This window comes from Nostoc piscinale CENA21 (assembly GCF_001298445.1).
Taxonomy (GTDB): domain Bacteria; phylum Cyanobacteriota; class Cyanobacteriia; order Cyanobacteriales; family Nostocaceae; genus Nostoc_B; species Nostoc_B piscinale_A.
In genome coordinates, this window is sequence record NZ_CP012036.1 from 6,673,064 (window position 1) to 6,689,593 (window position 16,530).

Sequence of the window (16,530 nt, forward strand, 5' to 3'; positions counted from 1 at the left end):
TATAAAAATTTTTATTAAAAGTGCTGACCAAATACTTATAAATATTATAAACAATATGCTTGTAAAACTTACTTTGCGAGAATTATCCTCAGATTTTAGTTTTGCTGATTGAACGCAGACTTGCTTGGGAGACCAAAAATGGTCATTAAAATTATAATAGCTCATTTGCTGTTTGCACCTAAGAAAATTTAATTTCTGTCACTTTTACTAGATAAAAACATGAAAACCGGAAATATTTTAACTTTTACTAAGAATCGGGCAGTAAATAATTGAATTTGTTGAATGATTAACTGTTTGGTAGATGATTAGTTTTATTAAAATCCTTCTCAAATCAAATAGCTTCTTACAAAAGTCACAAATATACTCATGACTAAAGTCATATTTGATTAGACAAACTCGTAATAGATATATTTGCAGTAAGCTGAATTTAGAAAAACAGAAAAACAGACTTTTCGGGAGATAGCTTTGTCAAAAATCAATTTTCATTTATTAATCTGGTTAAAACAACACCGTAAATTTATTGGAGCTATATTGCTGGCAATGGCCATCACAGCCTGCAATAACTCTGCTAAATCACAACTACCATCCATTGTTAGCCAAACTTCGGATACATCCAACTCCAATTCAGCATCAGTTTCTCCTGTACAAAATGTTGCGGATAATAAGTCGCTTGAGCAACAAGCAGTTCAAGTCATCCATGATTATTATGATGCGATCGCTCGTCAAGACTATAAACAAGCTTACTTGGCTTGGGATGGAGACGGAGCGGCCAGCAAGCAATCTTATGAGGAATTTCAGCAAGGTTTTGCTAACACTGCATCTGTTGCCGAAGAGGTTGGAAAACCAGGCTCCATAGAAGGGGCAGCAGGCTCGTTATACATTGAAATTCCAGTTACGGTTACTGCTGTTACTACCAATGGAACTCCTCAGAGATTTCACGGTAGTTATGTGCTGCGACGAGTTAATAACGTTCCTGGCTCAACTCAAAAGCAGCGTCAATGGCATATCTACTCTGCCAAGATTTCTCCAGAAAAGTGAACTAAGCTAATCGTCGTATAAATTGCACCATTTTCATGGTGAGAACAGCTGAAAACCCTCTTTCTCGCCCCCTGCGGCCTCAATATGCTTTCTTAAAATACTGAAAAGCTTACCAGAAAATCACCTTAACTCCTGAGTGTTGCCTTATCCGGCGGGGACATACACTATCCCTGCATCTTGGGAATTACCAATAACCCATCCCTAACTCTATATGATGAACTAATACACTACAGTGGTAATTAACCGCAGATAAACGCAGACGCACGTAGATGATTATGGAACAACAACCGATACAAGTAATTGGAGGTGGACTAGCTGGAACAGAAGCAGCATGGCAAATTGCTCAAGCTGGAGTACCTGTTATTTTCCATGAAATGCGCCCTCAACGTTTCAGTCCTGCCCATCACACAGAACATTTGGCAGAGTTGGTTTGTAGTAATTCGTTTGGGGCGATGGCGAGCGATCGCGCGGCGGGATTACTGCACGAAGAGCTGCGACAATTAAGTTCTATTGTCATATCTAAAGCAGATGAACACGCAGTGCCGGCTGGTGGGGCGTTGGCTGTAGACAGAGGCCAATTTAGTCAAGATTTAACCGCAACTGTATCGAACCATCCTTTAGTAGAATTTCGGCGCGGTGAAGTCAAGGCTATTCCTGGAGGCATTGTGGTGTTAGCAACCGGGCCGTTAACTAGTCCTGAATTGGCAGAAGACTTGCGCCGCTTCACGGGAATGGATTACATGAGCTTTTTTGATGCGGCTAGTCCCATTATTGTTGGTGAGTCAATTAACCGTGATATTGCCTTTATGGCATCGCGCTATGACAAAGGTGAAGCCGCTTATCTGAACTGCCCCATGAATAAAGAACAGTATTTGCAGTTTTGGCAAGCACTGTGTCAAGCAGAACAAACAGAATTGAAAGATTTTGAACGGGAAACAGCCAAGTTTTTTGAAGCTTGTTTACCAATTGAAGAATTAGCACAACGGGGCGAAGATACAATGCGTTATGGCCCCTTAAAACCAGTCGGTTTATCAGATAGCCGGACTGGGGAACGTCCCTATGCTGTGGTGCAGTTGCGTCAAGAAGATAAAGCCGGACAACTGTGGAATATGGTAGGTTTCCAAACTAATCTGCGTTGGGGTGAACAAAAGCGAGTTTTTCAACTAATTCCGGGTTTAGAAAAGGCAGAATTTGTGCGGTTGGGAGTGATGCACCGCAACACTTTTATTAATGCACCCCAACTGATGCAGCCTACTTTGCAATTTAAACAACGTCCCACTTTACTAGCGGCTGGACAGTTAATTGGTACGGAAGGTTACACGGCGGCGGCGGCTGGTGGTTGGTTGGCGGGAACTAATGCCGCCCGCTTGGCTTTGGGTAAAGAGCCTTTGATTTTACCGCCTACAACAATGCTAGGGGCGCTATTAGAGTTTATTAGTTCAGCTTCACCGAAACATTTTCAACCAATGCCGCCTAATTTTGGAATTTTGCCAGATTTAGGTGTGAAAATTAAAGGTAAGCCAGAGCGTTATGGACGTTACCGCGATCGCTCTTTGGCAGACTTAGCTAACTGGAAAGTCCAATTAGAGTGCTGAGTGAGGAGTGCTGAGTGCTGAGTTAAAGATTCTATTCCCCCTGCCTCCTGCCTCCTTCACGCACTCACTAACGACACCAGCACACCATTCAAATCACGGACACGCGCAACTGTTTGTCCCCCTGGTATGGCTTTGGGTGCATCTAAAGGTTTTGCACCTGCGCCTATCGCTTTCATATAAGCTGTACCAACATCCGGTGTGACAAATGAAAGTTGCATTAGTGCTGGTGGTTGTGCAGGATCATGACTGCGAAAACCACTTGGAAATAATGTTTCGGCTTCACTGGTTGCGGAGAATGCTAAAGTGGTTTCGCCAGTTTCCATTTCAGCCCAAATCGATTTATCTGTTTCTTTTAGGGTACGACGCACTAGCCCGAATGCTTTTTCGTAAAATTCCACCGTTTTAATGACATCATTGACCCAGATAATTGTATAACCCAGTTTCATATTTGATTCTCCTATCAGCACAGTTCTAGTAATTTAACTTCCTAAAATATTCGCGTCGGTGGCGAGAGTTTTCGCTGCTGTTTGCACTAAGTTGATATCTGCTGGCGACCAAATACGGGGTGTTTGACATTGATGAGCGACTAGCAACCCCCACAAACCTTTAGGAACTAAAATCGGCACTACTAGGTTGGCGCGTACCTGGATGCTGTGGAGAAACTCACGGTGACAACCTAGTAAAGGTTCAAGGTTAGTATCTGCGATCGCTCTTACTCTACCAGCCAAATATAAAGCTGCATATTCATTGGTAAAACAATTATCTGCCCCTGTGGAACCCAAAATCGAATATTTCTCTGAACTTAAGGATTCAAATGTAACTTGGCCATGCCACTGCCAATAAAAGTAATATAAGACTACGCGATCAGCCTGGAGTGATTCTCTCAATTCATGAGTTGTTTGCCGAATCAAAGCATCGCGCTGCATTGTTCTGACAAGGCGCTCTAAAACTCTTCGTAACCCCTGCTCAACAGATTGGCTTGATCTAGGGTCAAATTCGGGGTGAGAATGAATTTGCACAGTTCCACTAATGACGAGTTAAGTCAAGTCTGTAGAAATTTTATAGTAATTTATCCAACATCTGAGAGTCGATTTCTAAAGTAAATATTAAGTATTTTATTTTACAGATCCATCAGGATTAGCAGTCGAGTAACAGATTTTTGGTTGGATTAATTTAAGCTTTACTTGATAAAGTATTTCTGAAATAAAAAACATTCAAACATACATCTTACTAATTTGATGTGAATCGGATTACCTAGTACTTATGCAGCAGCACAGTCATGGTAAAGGAATAACATATTATATCTTGCAGAACAACTAAAACTAAATATCAATTATAAATTACAGACAAAATTAGCATATTTCAAAGTTAATTCGGATTTTACGTAGTTTCATTTTTACAATCATTGATAATCATTAGATTTTAGCAAATACCAAATTATACTAGTTGGCTACAAATTGAACTTTCTCTTACTCCGAATATCCCAAAAGCTACTCGACTAGCTTTCATAATGTTTTTCCTAGTACTCAAAATAACTGTTTCTTATTGTTTGAAATGATATTTCTAGAAGAACCGCTTCACTTCTAGTGAAGTTGACAAATAACTGTTAACTCGCAGAATAACATTTCGATGCGTAAACCTAAAATTTTTAATCATCCAGAGCGTTTTATTGAGGGCTGGTATTGGGTAATGCCATCTCAAAATCTGCGAATAGGAGAAGTAAAGCCTGTTACTATTTTAGGAAGAAATTTAGTTGTTTATCGTGGTCAAGACAAAAGAGTAGCTATTTGTGATGCTTACTGTCCTCACATGGGCGCTCATCTTGCAGAAGGTAAAGTGGAAGGTAACGAATTACGCTGTTTTTTCCATCATTGGAAATTTAATGAACAGGGAATTTGTGTAGAAATTCCTTGTTTAGATGAGCCATTACCCATTAAGTTAAAAACCTGGCCGACAGATGAAGAATATGGCATGATTTGGATTTGGACTGGAGAAACACCACAACATCGATTACCATATATTCCAGATTTAGCAGAATATGAATTTGATGTAGCTTTTGGGTTTCATTTTGTCAAAAACTGTCATCCTAATGTAGTGATGATGAATGCAATTGATGCTCAACATTTTAATACAGTTCATCAACTAGGATTAGACATTGTTTTTGAGAAACAGGAATATCATCATAATGCTATTATTTTCACAAATATTACAGACCCAAGGAGAGATTTTAATTTTACTAAAATTATTCGCGCTTTCTCAAAGCATCCCATTACTTACAGTATTTGCTATTGGTATGGCAGTACTAGTATAGTCACACTTGGCCCTGATTTTTTAGGTTTACATATCATGTTTGCTCTACGTCTTTTAGCAGAGGGGAAAACAGAAGGGCAAACTATTTTATGATGAAAAACGTCGGGGAATTTTGGGGAAATTTTTTTAATCAATTTGTGCTGTGGTTAGCCAAGCTTGTGGGTATACATTTTGTTAAAGGCGATAGTAAGATTTTCCAAACTATTCGCTTTGACTTAAAAATACCCATCAAAGCAGATCACTCTATTGTGCAGTTTATTAACCATATTGAAAGACAAAAGCCATTGATGTGGGGAACTTGGCAATTAGCGAGAGTACGTGAGGTTGAACCTCCAGAAAACCGCAATAAATGGCGTGATGATTTGACTAATGATTAGGTAATGCTAAAAGGTGAAAAGTTAAATCAGACTTTTGACTTTTATATGGGATATGGCTCAAATAAAAAGAAGTGGCAAAGCCACTTCATCATTCCCAGGTAGAACCTAAAGATAAGTATAGCGATTTCCAGAATCGAAAATGGTATAAATAGACACTAATTAACTTGAGCTTCTATTTTTTATGTCGGTAAGCAATAAAATTTTCATTCCTACTAATATGCCAGCGAAACTCCAAAAAATAAATCATCCAATTTTTTGACTCAACAAGACTTATGTCTCCTTTGTCTGTAAATGATGAAATCCCTTAATACTGACTGGGGTTAAGTATGACAATCATCTCAGACACTCTCATCCCTAAAGGTTTCCAGTGAGAATTACTAGAGGAAAAAGTACTATCGCCGAGAATGGCTTGATAGTCTTGGGGGTATTTTTGGTAAGCATTAGGTGTAGAGTCTACGCGGAGGATGAGTTTTCCTTGATAACGGGATAGTTTGCTGCTGTCTAGCAAAATCGTACCGCTATAGTCCCAACCCAGTCCATAAAGTTTAAAGTTGCCTAATTTTTGGCGTAACTCGCGCCACGGCGTACCAACACCAATACCTTCACGGGTTTTCCAAGCAGTCCCTAAATTACGCACATCTAGCGGTTTAGTGCGAGTGTTATCACTCCAGACTACCAAAAGCGATCGCTCTCGGCCTAAGTTTAACTGAGTAGCGGCAAAACTACCGATTCCTTCGGGGCCAGAAATGGTTTTATCAGTTAAACGCGATGTACCAAATAGCTTGACTAAATCTTTTTTGGTAGTCTTGCGGGTAATCGGCCCGACTCTTTCACCAGGCACAATTAAAGTATCTTTTAGCAGTTGTGATTGGGCAATGGTGAAATTATGAGAGTTATTTTGTGGTAGTGCAACGGCTGGGTTAGCTGAGTAGCTAATTAGTAAAGCTAACACAGCTGTTGTCATGTTTTTGATTGGTAGATTCACTTGATTTCTCTATTAAATAGTAGGAGTTAAATTGACGACTCCTATAGCAGACAGTTCCCTGACTATTTCATAATTCTGGTGGCATTAAAAATTGCCAGCAATGCTACACCAACATCAGCAAAAACAGCTTCCCACATAGTTGCTACACCTAAAATTCCTAAGCCAATAAATGCAGTTTTAATTGCTAAGGCGAAACCGATATTTTGCCAAACTATTTGGCGGGTTTTTCTGGCAATTTGAATTGCTGTGGCTACTTTAGAAGGTGCATCTGTCATAATGACGATATCGGCAGTTTCGATGGCTGCATCTGAGCCTAAGCCACCCATTGCCATACCAACATCGGCTCTAGCAATCACAGGTGCGTCGTTAATGCCATCACCGACAAAAGCAACTTTATCATGTTTCTGATTAGTGCTAATTAGCTTTTCAATTGCTGAGACTTTTTCTTCTGGTAATAACTCGGCGATATAAGTATCTATGCCTATTTGTTGAGCAATCCGAGCCGCGATCGCCTGATTATCTCCTGTTAAGATCACTGTTCTTTCTACGCCGATTTTTTTTGAGTGCTTGAATGGCTGCTTTCGCATCGGCTTTTAATTCATCTGCAATGATGATATATCCAGCATAAATATTATCTACTGCTAAATGTACAATTGTGCCTTTTACATCACAGGTATGATGGATAATATGCTCTTGGTGGAGTAGGCGATCGCTTCCTGCTAATACTAGCTTATTGCCTACATTTGCCTTAATTCCATGACCTGCTATTTCTTCATAATTTGACACTTCTGATATATCAAACTCTTCAGCGTATGCTGCTCGAATTGATTGAGCAATAGGGTGATTGGAATGAGCTTCTACTTTGGCGGCTAATTCTAGTATTTCTTTTTCGCTATAGCCGTTAAATGGCACAATTTCTACTACTTTAAATACGCCCTTAGTTAAAGTCCCTGTTTTATCAAACACTACTGTTTTGACTATAGTTAAGGTATCTAAAAACATCGAACCTTTAATCAAAATACCGCGTTTGGCTGCACTGCCAATTCCCCCAAAATATCCCAAAGGTATACTAATAACCAATCCACAGGGGCAAGAAATTACTAATAATATCAAAGCCCGATAAACCCATTCAGAAGATGTCGCTCCAGGAATTAGTAAAGGTGGTAATATGGCGACTGCCAGAGAGATAAATACAACTACTGGCGTGTAATAACGAGCAAATTTGGTAATGAATTTTTCTGTTTCTGCTTTTTTACTTCTGGCATTTTGTACCAAGTCTAAAATCTTGGCGATGGAAGATTCATTAAATAGTTTTGTAACTTGAATCTTGAGTAATCCCACTTGATTGATTGAACCAGCTAATACTATATCGCCAACCCTTACGGTTTGTGGTACAGATTCTCCGGTTAAAGCGGATGTGTCAACTTGCGAAGTTCCGTTAATAACTTCTCCATCTAAAGGAATTTTTTCGCCTGGTTTAATAACTACGATGTCTCCAATTTTTACTGCTTCTGGAGATACTTTTTGGATATTGCCTTGTGTTTCAATATTGGCATAATCTGGGCGTACTTCTAATAAAGCTTTAATAGAGTTACGCGAACGACTGACAGCGACATCCTGAAATAATTCACCTATTTTATAAAATAACATCACACCTACAGCTTCAGGTAATTTATGAATTGCTAAAGCTCCCAGTGTGGCGATTGTCATTAAAAATGTTTCATCAAAAATTCTACCTTTGAGGATATTTCGCCCTGCGGTTTTTAACACAGTCCAACCACTCAGAAGGTAGGCGGGAATAAAAAATAAGTATTCGCCAATTGCATAAGGCGTGTTATGTAATTGTTGTTCAAAAACTAGCCCAGATATATACAAAACACCAATCACAATTAGAGAATATATCTCATTTTTGAAAATAAATTCTCCGCCGTGGTCATGGTTATGATTATCATCATGATGATGCTCATGATTATGGTTATGATTTTCATGATGATCGTGACCGCAACAATGGGAATGCTCTGAATGTACTTTATGTTGCATTTTGGCGAAATCCTAGTTTATTTAATATATGAGCGTATATTCAAATTTATGAGAAATTACTATTTTATGCAAGTTAAAATTTTAAGAAAGAGAATCTTTATCAATCACTAGTTGAATGACTGTAATAAATGATGTGAGAAAGTTTCAGTCAATGTGAATATGGATAAATTCACCTGGGGAAAGATGCCACTATGTCAAACTTTTGTCAAATTATGAGAGAATTATGAAAATTAGAGTCTACACAAATGCCTTTTTTGGATAATACGGCGAAAAAGCCAAGCCTCCCCGAAGTTTACCGCAGTATCAAAATTCCCAAGACCAAAAGTTTTTGGCGAAAACTTTTGGCGTATGCGGGGCCAGGATATTTAGTTTCTGTAGGATATATAGATCCGGGAAACTGGGCGACTGATTTAGCTGGTGGGGCTAAATTTGGCTATGCACTGCTAACTGTGATTATGCTTTCTAACTTGATGGCGATTTTAATGCAATCGCTGTGTGTGCGGTTAGGGGTAGCGACGGGAAAAGATTTAGCCCAGGCTTGTCGAGATTATTTTAGCCCGCGTGTGAGTTTTGGTTTATGGTTGTTGTGTGAGATTGCGATCGCGGCTTGTGATTTAGCAGAAGTTTTAGGAAGTGCGATCGCGCTACAATTACTTTTTGGTATTCCCCTAAGTTGGGGTGTGTGCATTACAGCATTAGATGTATTTGTATTATTATTACTACAAAAAAAAAGGCTTTCGCTACACAGAAGCCTTAGTAATTATGTTAGTAGGAACTGTCAGTTTATGTTTTGCTCTAGAAATTATGTTTTCGCGTCCTGATTGGGGCGGGATTTTATTAGGTTATACTCCCAAAGTTGAAATTTTACAAAATCCAGGAATGCTATATATTGCTATTGGCATTTTGGGTGCTACAGTTATGCCACATAATTTATATTTGCACTCCTCAATTGTGCAGACTCGCGCTTGGCAACCAACTACAGAAAAGCGATGGGAAGCGATTAAATTTGGTACAATTGACTCGACATTTGCTTTGTGTTTTGCACTCTTAATTAATTCTGCAATATTAATTGTATCAGCAGCAACATTTCACTTTTCTGGACATCAGGATGTTGCAGAAATTCAAGATGCTTATAAATTACTTTCTCCCATGTTGGGTGTAAATGCGGCTAGTGCAATTTTTGGTTTAGCCTTATTAGCTTCTGGACAAAGTTCTACCCTCACTGCAACTTTAGCCGGACAAATTGTCATGGAAGGCTTTTTAAATTTACGCATGAAAGCTTGGTTACGCAGATTTTTAACAAGAATAATTGCAATTGTACCTGCTTTGATTTCTATTATTTATTTTGGTGAACAAAGTACAAGCAATTTATTAGTTTTTAGCCAAGTAATCTTAAGTTTGCAGCTATCATTTGCCGTAGTGCCGTTAGTCATGTTTACCAGCAATCGCCGCTTGATGGGTGAATTTGTGAATCCTTGGTGGTTAAAAAGCTTATCATGGTTAGTAGCGATCGCCATCATTATTTTAAATGCTTGGTTGTTAGTGCAAACTATTTCTGGTTGGTTATTTGGTTAAAATAATTAAAGAGGAAAAATCCTCACTAGTACTGCAAGGGTGAAGGGGTAGAATTATGAAGCATATCCGGCAAAAAGTTGCAGTTTTGGGAATTACAATTTTATTGGCTGTAACACCTACACTTGTTGATGCCAAGACACCAAATAATCAAACAAATTTTCAAGAATCTTATCAACAAGGGGTACAGAAGTTAGAACAAGGCAATTTTCAGGCAGCGATCGCAGATTTTGACAAAGTAGTACAGCAAAATCCCAAATTTTACGAAGGTTTTTGTCTGCGGGGTTTAGCCAAATCGCAAATTGGAGACTTAAGCGCCGCAATTACCGACTTTAATCAAGCACTCAAACTCAATCCCAATCATATAGATGCTTATAATAGTCGGGGAACGGTTTATGCCCAAATGGGAAATTTACAAAAAGCAATTGCGGACTTTAACAGCACAATCAAAATTGATCCGCAGTCTGTAGATGCTTACTATAATCGAGGATTGGCTTACTTTAAACAACAAAATCCCCAAGCCGCAATTTCTGACTTTAGCCAAGCAATTAGTTTGAATCCAAATTTAGCAGATGCTTACGGTAATCGCGGACTGGCTAAATATGCTTTAGGAGATCAGCGTAACGCGATCGCGGATTTACAGCAAGCAGCAACACTGTTTCGTCAGCAAGGCGACACCGTAAGCTACCAACAAACACAAACTTTAATCCAACAGGTACAACGTTAGTGTTGCGGTGTCAGTTTGCGTTTGAGTTGCATTCCCACTAACAAACCAATAATGATGATCCCGGTGAGATAAGCCAGCACAATTAAGCGAATTGACACAGGTGGCGCAACTCCTTCGACATCCACATTTTTCTGCACCCGCAGTGGTGAAAACTGACGTGATGCGTTTGGTTGAGGCGAAACTTCTACCAAAACATTATGAGGTGCGCCATCAAAAAATTGCTGTTCCCAAGATAGTCTCCCGTTTGCATCTGGAATACCTTGGTAAGCGAAGGGAACCCAGCCATCTTCCAGTGACTTGGTTTTGATGTTTACCAACACATCAGAAACAGGCTGCTTGGTTTTTTCATCTACAACTTGCACTTGTAATTTATCAGTTTCGCCAACTGTCGCACTCGCATCACCCAACAGTTGCACTTCTAAACCTTGTTGTTTCACAATGCCATAATTATAGACTTCCGGTTCAGCCGCAGAACCGTGATGGTGATGTTCTCCTTCCGGTTCAGTCGCAGATGCGTGGTGATTATGATGTTCTCCATGAGATGTCTGCGATTGTGCTATTTCTGAACTCAAGTTGACTGCTAATAAAGCAACAATAGCCACCACAGTGGCACCACTCAACAATAATCTTACCCGTTGGGGTGCGATTTCTCCTGGTTGAGTTTCTTGCCTTCCTCCAATTACCCAACCGCCACCTAAACCAACTATCAATAAAATGATAGCGAGAATGGCAAAATTGCTATATTTAAATGGATTTTCGGGAACTGATAAATTGAGGTTTTGTTGAATTGGTGTGAACGCATTGGGCGTTATAGGGGTAATGTTTACTTGTAGTTGGTAATTACCCCGAATTGGTAAAATTTGCTGGACTTGCAGTTGCCCTTGGGGAGCGATCGCTTGTATATCTAATAATTTAGTGCCTTCTACGATGGGGAAATCCGTAGTCAACCAAGGATTTTTCGCAGGAGTGAAGATTTTTAAATTAATATTGGCATTTGTTAATGGTTTACCTGCTGCATCTACAGCTTGCAGTGTTAGTTTGGCAGGCAATTGCGGTTTACTAGCTTCAGCCTCAAAAGGTATGATTTGACTAATTGGCGGTTCCGTAGTTAATTGCACCCTTGCTTGGGGTAACTGAGACAAACCCGCAGAGTGATGAAAGCCAACACTCATCAAACCAACCACACTACTAACAAGTAGAGAAACCTTAAACTTTTTGATTTTCAGCATATATCCAGAAGCGGCTAGACTAGCTTCTCTAGCCCTAGCGATCGCAATCATTTTGATGGATTTTGTCAATGATGGGGAAAATAGTTTAAATTTCTTATCTCCCCACTTCCCCATCGGTTAATACAAAAATGCTACTAATGACAGCCTACTAGCAAAGTGTGGTGACGTAATGAGTGTACGCGATCGTGAATAGCTGGGTTAGTCGTAAAATACACTGTCCAAAGAGTCAAAGCACACAAAGAAACATAGAGTGTGGCTTGCACAGGTGTCGATAAAGTCACACTTGCTGTTTTTTGTAAAACTGAAGGATGAGTTTGAGTAGTCATTAAATACCTCGAATGAGTAGAGAAAATTTAACGCATCGGTCAAAATGATAGCTAAAAGTAGTTTTATCCGCTTTACAGTTGTCACCTTTGAGGTTTGAACTGAAGTTTATCCACAATTTCTCAAGGTAGCTATTTATTTAAAACCGACTATTAAGCAAATAGCATAATAAACCAAATTTTACCACTGTGTAATCATGTATGTTTATGTTTTTATATAGACTACAAATTTTGAAAATACTTATTAACTGTATGGACTTAGTTTGTCTTTTATATTGCTTTTTAGTGACAAGTTTTAATAGTCAATTACTTTACTTCCTTTGATAGATGAAGAACAAGAGTTTTTTTTTGTCTTGAGTCAAAGAAGAGCAATAAAGTAAATACTGTGAGTAATCTTTGATAATTTATTGTCAACATCATCTTGACCAACGAGAACTAATAGGATAGGCTTGGCAATCAGAGTTGTTCTATGAGGAAAAATATGAGCAAGAAGTTAGTACTGAATTTGCTTTCTAGTTCCGCAATCTTTACCTCCCTGATGTCTACATTGGCAGTTATACATCCAGCACACGCCTCTGTGAACCTCACCCAAAAATTAATTCACACCAACGATGGACGCACTTGCATTACTAATCCCCACGGTTTGAAAGATTTTGTCTGTATTCGAGATTCCGAAAGAGATCCCAAAGCACCTCCTGCACCTACATCTATGGTGGTTTCATCCCAGCCATCTGACACCAACATTGCAGAATTGAATTTTACAGATGAAGAAAGTGATGCCGCAATTAGAATCTTTAAGTGCGACTGTCCTTATTGCATCAATTCTTTGCGACAATTACGTGGTACTGGCAACTTAGTATACTAAGCCGATTGTCGAAAAAGCTGGCGAAGTTGATGAGAAAATCGATGTCAGCTTAAAAACTCAAATCTTCGTAAGCCTGTCGGAAAAATTGTATTTAGATTTAGAAAATAATCAGGGTCATAGATTTGCTGGGTATGCCTTGAGTTTATACTCAGTAACATCTAATGCTGCCAAATAACCAAAAGCTTTTGTAACCATATACTATATAGCAATTCTATTTGACGGCTGAATGATATCTAAGGTGGCCAAAACTTCAATCAACGTCAGATATACTAATTGATTCCTATCTGACAGATATACACGATAAAATTTGTTTATCTAGTAATCTGATAAAATCAACGTTTTTATATGCTTGCCAAGTCAACTCCTGCTGAACAAAGAACAGTTCTGCACAACGTTAGCTGGGAAACCTTTGAAGCTTTGCTAAGAGATACAGGTGAAGATAGAGGTTCTCGGTTCGCTTATGACTGCGGCACTTTAGAAATTATGACACCACTGTTTGAACATGAAAACCCTAAAATTCAGTTTGATCGGTTAATATTTAGTTTGGTCGAGGAATTATCATTAGAAATTAAAAGTGCTGGTTCGACAACTTTAAAACGAAGATTATTAAAACGAGGCATAGAACCAGACAACTGTTACTATATACAAACTGAATCAAGAGTTAGAAATAGAGAAACTTTAGACTTAGAAACTGATCCGCCACCTGATTTAGCAATAGAAGTTGACATTACCAGTAGTTCAGTTAATAAGTTTAATATTTACGCCGCATTAGGTATCTCTGAACTATGGAGATATAACGGTCAGAATTTAAAATTTTATCAATTAGTTGATGGGCAATATATTGAATGTGAGTTTAGCATGGCCTTTCCCATAGTCTCAGTGCGTGATATGAGCCGATTTATCGAACAAAGCAAAACTATGGGTGAAATTGCTTTACTTAAATTATTTCGCACTTGGGTAAGAAGTACGCTAGAGGGATAGTGAGTTGTAATTTAACATCCTGTGGTGCGGTGAGCGATCGCCTTGTAAAGTAGACTCACAATCTTGATCATATCTATCCACCTCCTGCTTTTTCTTGCGATAATTCCCAAGGGGCATATTCTGGTTCGTCCAAGGGGGATAGATGACTCTCAAACGATTGGTTTTAATCATTTCGACTGTGATAGCAGTTGTATTGGCAACTTTATCGCTAGTCAGTAGTTGGCAGAAACCACAGTTCCAAAGTCGTCTGGAACTTTATCAAACCAATATTGCGCTGCAAGCCCAAGCTTGGCAGCCAGAAGATAGCAATGGTGATAATTTTCAGGTAATTCGCCAAGCCATCCTCGAAGATCAGCCCCTAGAAAATGCAACGCAGCAATATCAAGAAGCCAAAAAATCTGTACAAACTAATTTAGATAAGCTTAATAACCAACTTACACAGCTAAGTTCTCCAGCTAAACCTCTACCACAAGACACTGTTGATACTAGCGCATCTCCAGAACTCACCAAAAAACAAGTACAGCAATCTCTTTACCAACAGCAAAAATTACTCGCAGAGTTAGATTTACGTCTCGGAATTTTACAAGTACAACAAGGAAAACAAGACACAGCCTTGAAAACTTGGGCGGAATTACAACAACCAGAACTCAGCAGCGATTTTGCAGATACAGCCACTATCTTAAGTGGACTTTGGAGTAATCCTCCGCGAATCTTACCCAATGCCCAACAGCTAATTCAAAAGAATTTAGATGGTTGGTTTCAGAATACGGCTTTGATTCAGCTATACCAACTCCAGCAGCGTCAAGAACCTTTAGCCGCAGTCAAAGCTGCACAGCAAGAAGCCGCAGCCCAAGCAGTATTTAAACTCACCCTCATTGGTACGATCCCCGCCTTAGCAGCATTGATAGGCACAATTCTACTGATTTTCTTATTGACACAACGCTTGCTGAAAGGAAAAGAAGCTTTACTGGCACAAAATGAAGATTTAGTTTGGACAACACCTTGGGATGGCGAAACCATACTCCAGGTTTTTGTTGTGGGATTTTTCTTTATGGGACAAGTTTTTGTTCCCATTTTATTATCTATACTGCCAATTCCCCGCCCGATTGTCGGTGTACGCTTACAAGCTTTCTCTGTGTTGGTAAGTTACTTTTTGGTGGCGGCGGGGGCGCTGTCGGTGATGTATTTTTCCATCAAACGGTTTTTCCCTCTGCCAAGATTGTGGTTTAAATTCCAACTCCAAGATAATTGGTGGCTGTGGGGATTAGGCGGTTACTGCACCGCATTACCTGTAGTTGTGGTGGTGTCATTGATTAATCAAAAACTCTGGCAAGGGCAGGGTGGTAGTAATCCGTTATTGCAACTGGCGCTAGAAAGTCAAGATTCTATAGCATTAGGAATATTTTTCTCTACAGCTGCGATCGCTGCTCCAGTATTTGAAGAAATTTTATTTCGCGGCTTTTTGCTACCTTCCCTCACCCGTTATTTACCTGTGTGGGGCGCAATTGTGGCTAGTAGCTTGTTGTTTGCGATCGCTCACCTGAGCTTGTCAGAAGTTTTACCTTTGACAGCTTTGGGGATTGTTCTGGGAGTAGTGTACACGCGATCGCGCAATCTCCTTGCTCCGATGCTACTCCACAGCCTCTGGAATAGTGGCACACTACTGAGTCTTTTCCTCTTGGGCAGTAGTAACTAATAAAACATATTTAATACGGTTGCCGTAGCAAAAAATATCTGGTTACATCTGCGTAAGCCATGATTTTTTGCTAGTAATTACTAAATCCAGTATTCAGTGAAATTTGGCTGAAATTTAACAATATTGACTGCAAAAAAAATTCCAGCATTACTGTCAAATAGATTACAAAACTTCTAGACAAACATTTAGTACTATCTAGATAGTTAAAGCTATTTTTCAGATGTTGATTGCCTAACTGTGTCATATTTGGCAGGCAATATTGGATCTTAGCCCTTAACCATAGGAGTGACGCAAAACAACTACGTAAGGTATTCAGTGTAACTTAAATTCACTAATACCCAGATGGCATAATTTTCTAGTTGTGGAATATATGTCATCTGTATCGAATTTATCCTTTTCCAACTAACTTCAAATCTCATCCTTACAGCCATCTCAAAAAAGTCCGGAAATAACATTAATGGACTTGTAGAAAATGGTATGATATCGCCGTTTTTTGCTGATTATGAGTATTTATCCTCCTCCAGAGAAATCATACTTACGAATCTGTAAAATCACTGTTTTTGATGTCATAATCACAATTAAATACATACAGCAAATTTCAACTAAATAAAGTACACAATTTAGTCTTCACAGCTAGGTAGAGAACTAATTTGATTCTGACTTTTGATACTTGCATTCTATTGTAAGTCAAGTAGCTTGCTAGTTTGCAGGTACAAAATACTTGTTCCTATTACTTATATTTTGTAGCGTTCCCTTTAAATTGTTGGCATCTTTATTTGGGTAGACGTTAGG

General features: G+C 39.1%; 15 protein-coding genes and 1 pseudogene. 10 read left to right on the forward strand and 6 right to left on the reverse strand.

Translation table 11 applies throughout. From position 1 onward, the window contains the following. The first annotated feature begins 465 nt into the window (after positions 1–465). Together ACX27_RS28780 and trmFO are read left to right on the forward strand one after the other, a co-directional pair. Positions 466–1,038 (forward strand): hypothetical protein, encoded by a 573-nt coding sequence (locus tag ACX27_RS28780; RefSeq protein ID WP_062297554.1) that lies wholly within the window; start codon positions 466–468, stop codon positions 1,036–1,038. A gap of 275 nt (positions 1,039–1,313) precedes the next feature. Continuing rightward, on the forward strand, positions 1,314–2,633 hold the full coding sequence (gene trmFO / locus ACX27_RS28785; protein WP_062298630.1) for an FADH(2)-oxidizing methylenetetrahydrofolate--tRNA-(uracil(54)-C(5))-methyltransferase TrmFO: 1,320 nt from the start codon (positions 1,314–1,316) through the stop codon (positions 2,631–2,633). Between the two features lie 56 nt (positions 2,634–2,689). Here trmFO and ACX27_RS28790 read toward each other — a convergent pair whose 3' ends face one another. Both ACX27_RS28790 and ACX27_RS28795 read right to left on the reverse strand, forming a co-directional pair. After that, positions 2,690–3,079, reverse strand: a complete 390-nt coding sequence (locus ACX27_RS28790) for a VOC family protein (protein ID WP_062297555.1) — start codon at positions 3,077–3,079, stop codon at positions 2,690–2,692. A gap of 33 nt (positions 3,080–3,112) precedes the next feature. After that, the gene (locus ACX27_RS28795) at positions 3,113–3,652 is read right to left on the reverse strand and encodes a GAF domain-containing protein (protein ID WP_062297557.1); all 540 of its coding nucleotides are present in this window, start codon (positions 3,650–3,652) and stop codon (positions 3,113–3,115) included. 610 nt (positions 3,653–4,262) lie between these two features. Between ACX27_RS28795 and ACX27_RS28800 the strand changes: the two genes are divergently transcribed. Together ACX27_RS28800 and ACX27_RS35920 are read left to right on the forward strand one after the other, a co-directional pair. Further along, a complete protein-coding gene (locus ACX27_RS28800) occupies positions 4,263–5,036 on the forward strand; it encodes an aromatic ring-hydroxylating dioxygenase subunit alpha (protein ID WP_418006474.1) in 774 nt (257 codons plus the stop codon). Continuing rightward, positions 5,033–5,320, forward strand: coding sequence for a hypothetical protein (locus ACX27_RS35920; protein ID WP_418006476.1), 288 nt, complete (start codon positions 5,033–5,035; stop codon positions 5,318–5,320). Before ACX27_RS28800 ends, ACX27_RS35920 begins: the two co-directional genes overlap by 4 nt. Before the next feature lie 304 nt (positions 5,321–5,624). On the opposite strand, the gene ACX27_RS28805 is transcribed toward ACX27_RS35920, so the two are convergent. Further along, positions 5,625–6,284: a hypothetical protein gene (locus ACX27_RS28805; RefSeq protein ID WP_235526418.1), complete on the reverse strand. Its 660-nt coding sequence runs from the start codon at positions 6,282–6,284 to the stop codon at positions 5,625–5,627. 83 nt (positions 6,285–6,367) lie between these two features. Beyond that, positions 6,368–8,345 (reverse strand): annotated as a pseudogene (locus tag ACX27_RS28810) (heavy metal translocating P-type ATPase). 245 nt (positions 8,346–8,590) lie between these two features. Between ACX27_RS28810 and ACX27_RS34710 the strand changes: the two are divergent. Genes ACX27_RS34710 through ACX27_RS28820 form a run of 3 tightly spaced genes read left to right on the forward strand, consistent with a single transcriptional unit; the run spans position 8,591 to position 10,644 of the window. Beyond that, positions 8,591–9,166, forward strand: a complete 576-nt coding sequence (locus tag ACX27_RS34710) for an Nramp family divalent metal transporter (protein ID WP_250635681.1) — start codon at positions 8,591–8,593, stop codon at positions 9,164–9,166. After that, entirely contained in the window at positions 9,108–9,920 is an 813-nt protein-coding gene (locus ACX27_RS34715) for a divalent metal cation transporter (protein WP_250635682.1), read from the forward strand. The genes ACX27_RS34710 and ACX27_RS34715 overlap by 59 nt, the downstream gene beginning before the upstream one ends. 55 nt (positions 9,921–9,975) lie before the next feature. Continuing rightward, positions 9,976–10,644 carry a tetratricopeptide repeat protein gene (locus tag ACX27_RS28820; protein ID WP_062297560.1) on the forward strand — a complete coding sequence of 223 codons (669 nt, stop codon included), beginning with the start codon at positions 9,976–9,978 and terminating at the stop codon, positions 10,642–10,644. Here the strand turns inward: ACX27_RS28820 and ACX27_RS28825 are convergent. Both ACX27_RS28825 and ACX27_RS31370 read right to left on the reverse strand, forming a co-directional pair. Next, entirely contained in the window at positions 10,641–11,942 is a 1,302-nt protein-coding gene (locus tag ACX27_RS28825) for a hypothetical protein (RefSeq protein WP_335337745.1), read from the reverse strand. The genes ACX27_RS28820 and ACX27_RS28825 overlap by 4 nt on opposite strands. A 65-nt stretch (positions 11,943–12,007) precedes the next feature. Then, positions 12,008–12,199: a CbtB-domain containing protein gene (locus tag ACX27_RS31370; RefSeq protein WP_083468865.1), complete on the reverse strand. Its 192-nt coding sequence runs from the start codon at positions 12,197–12,199 to the stop codon at positions 12,008–12,010. Between the two features lie 478 nt (positions 12,200–12,677). Between ACX27_RS31370 and ACX27_RS28830 the strand changes: the two genes are divergently transcribed. The 3 genes from ACX27_RS28830 (at position 12,678) to ACX27_RS28840 (ending at position 15,738) form a co-directional block, all read left to right on the forward strand. Next, positions 12,678–13,061: a hypothetical protein gene (locus tag ACX27_RS28830; RefSeq protein WP_062297566.1), complete on the forward strand. Its 384-nt coding sequence runs from the start codon at positions 12,678–12,680 to the stop codon at positions 13,059–13,061. Positions 13,062–13,406: 345 nt separating this feature from the next. Next, positions 13,407–14,042 carry a Uma2 family endonuclease gene (locus tag ACX27_RS28835; RefSeq protein WP_062297568.1) on the forward strand — a complete coding sequence of 212 codons (636 nt, stop codon included), beginning with the start codon at positions 13,407–13,409 and terminating at the stop codon, positions 14,040–14,042. Between the two features lie 142 nt (positions 14,043–14,184). Further along, positions 14,185–15,738, forward strand: a complete 1,554-nt coding sequence (locus tag ACX27_RS28840; RefSeq protein WP_062297569.1) for a CPBP family intramembrane glutamic endopeptidase — start codon at positions 14,185–14,187, stop codon at positions 15,736–15,738. Positions 15,739–16,530 lie beyond the last annotated feature (792 nt).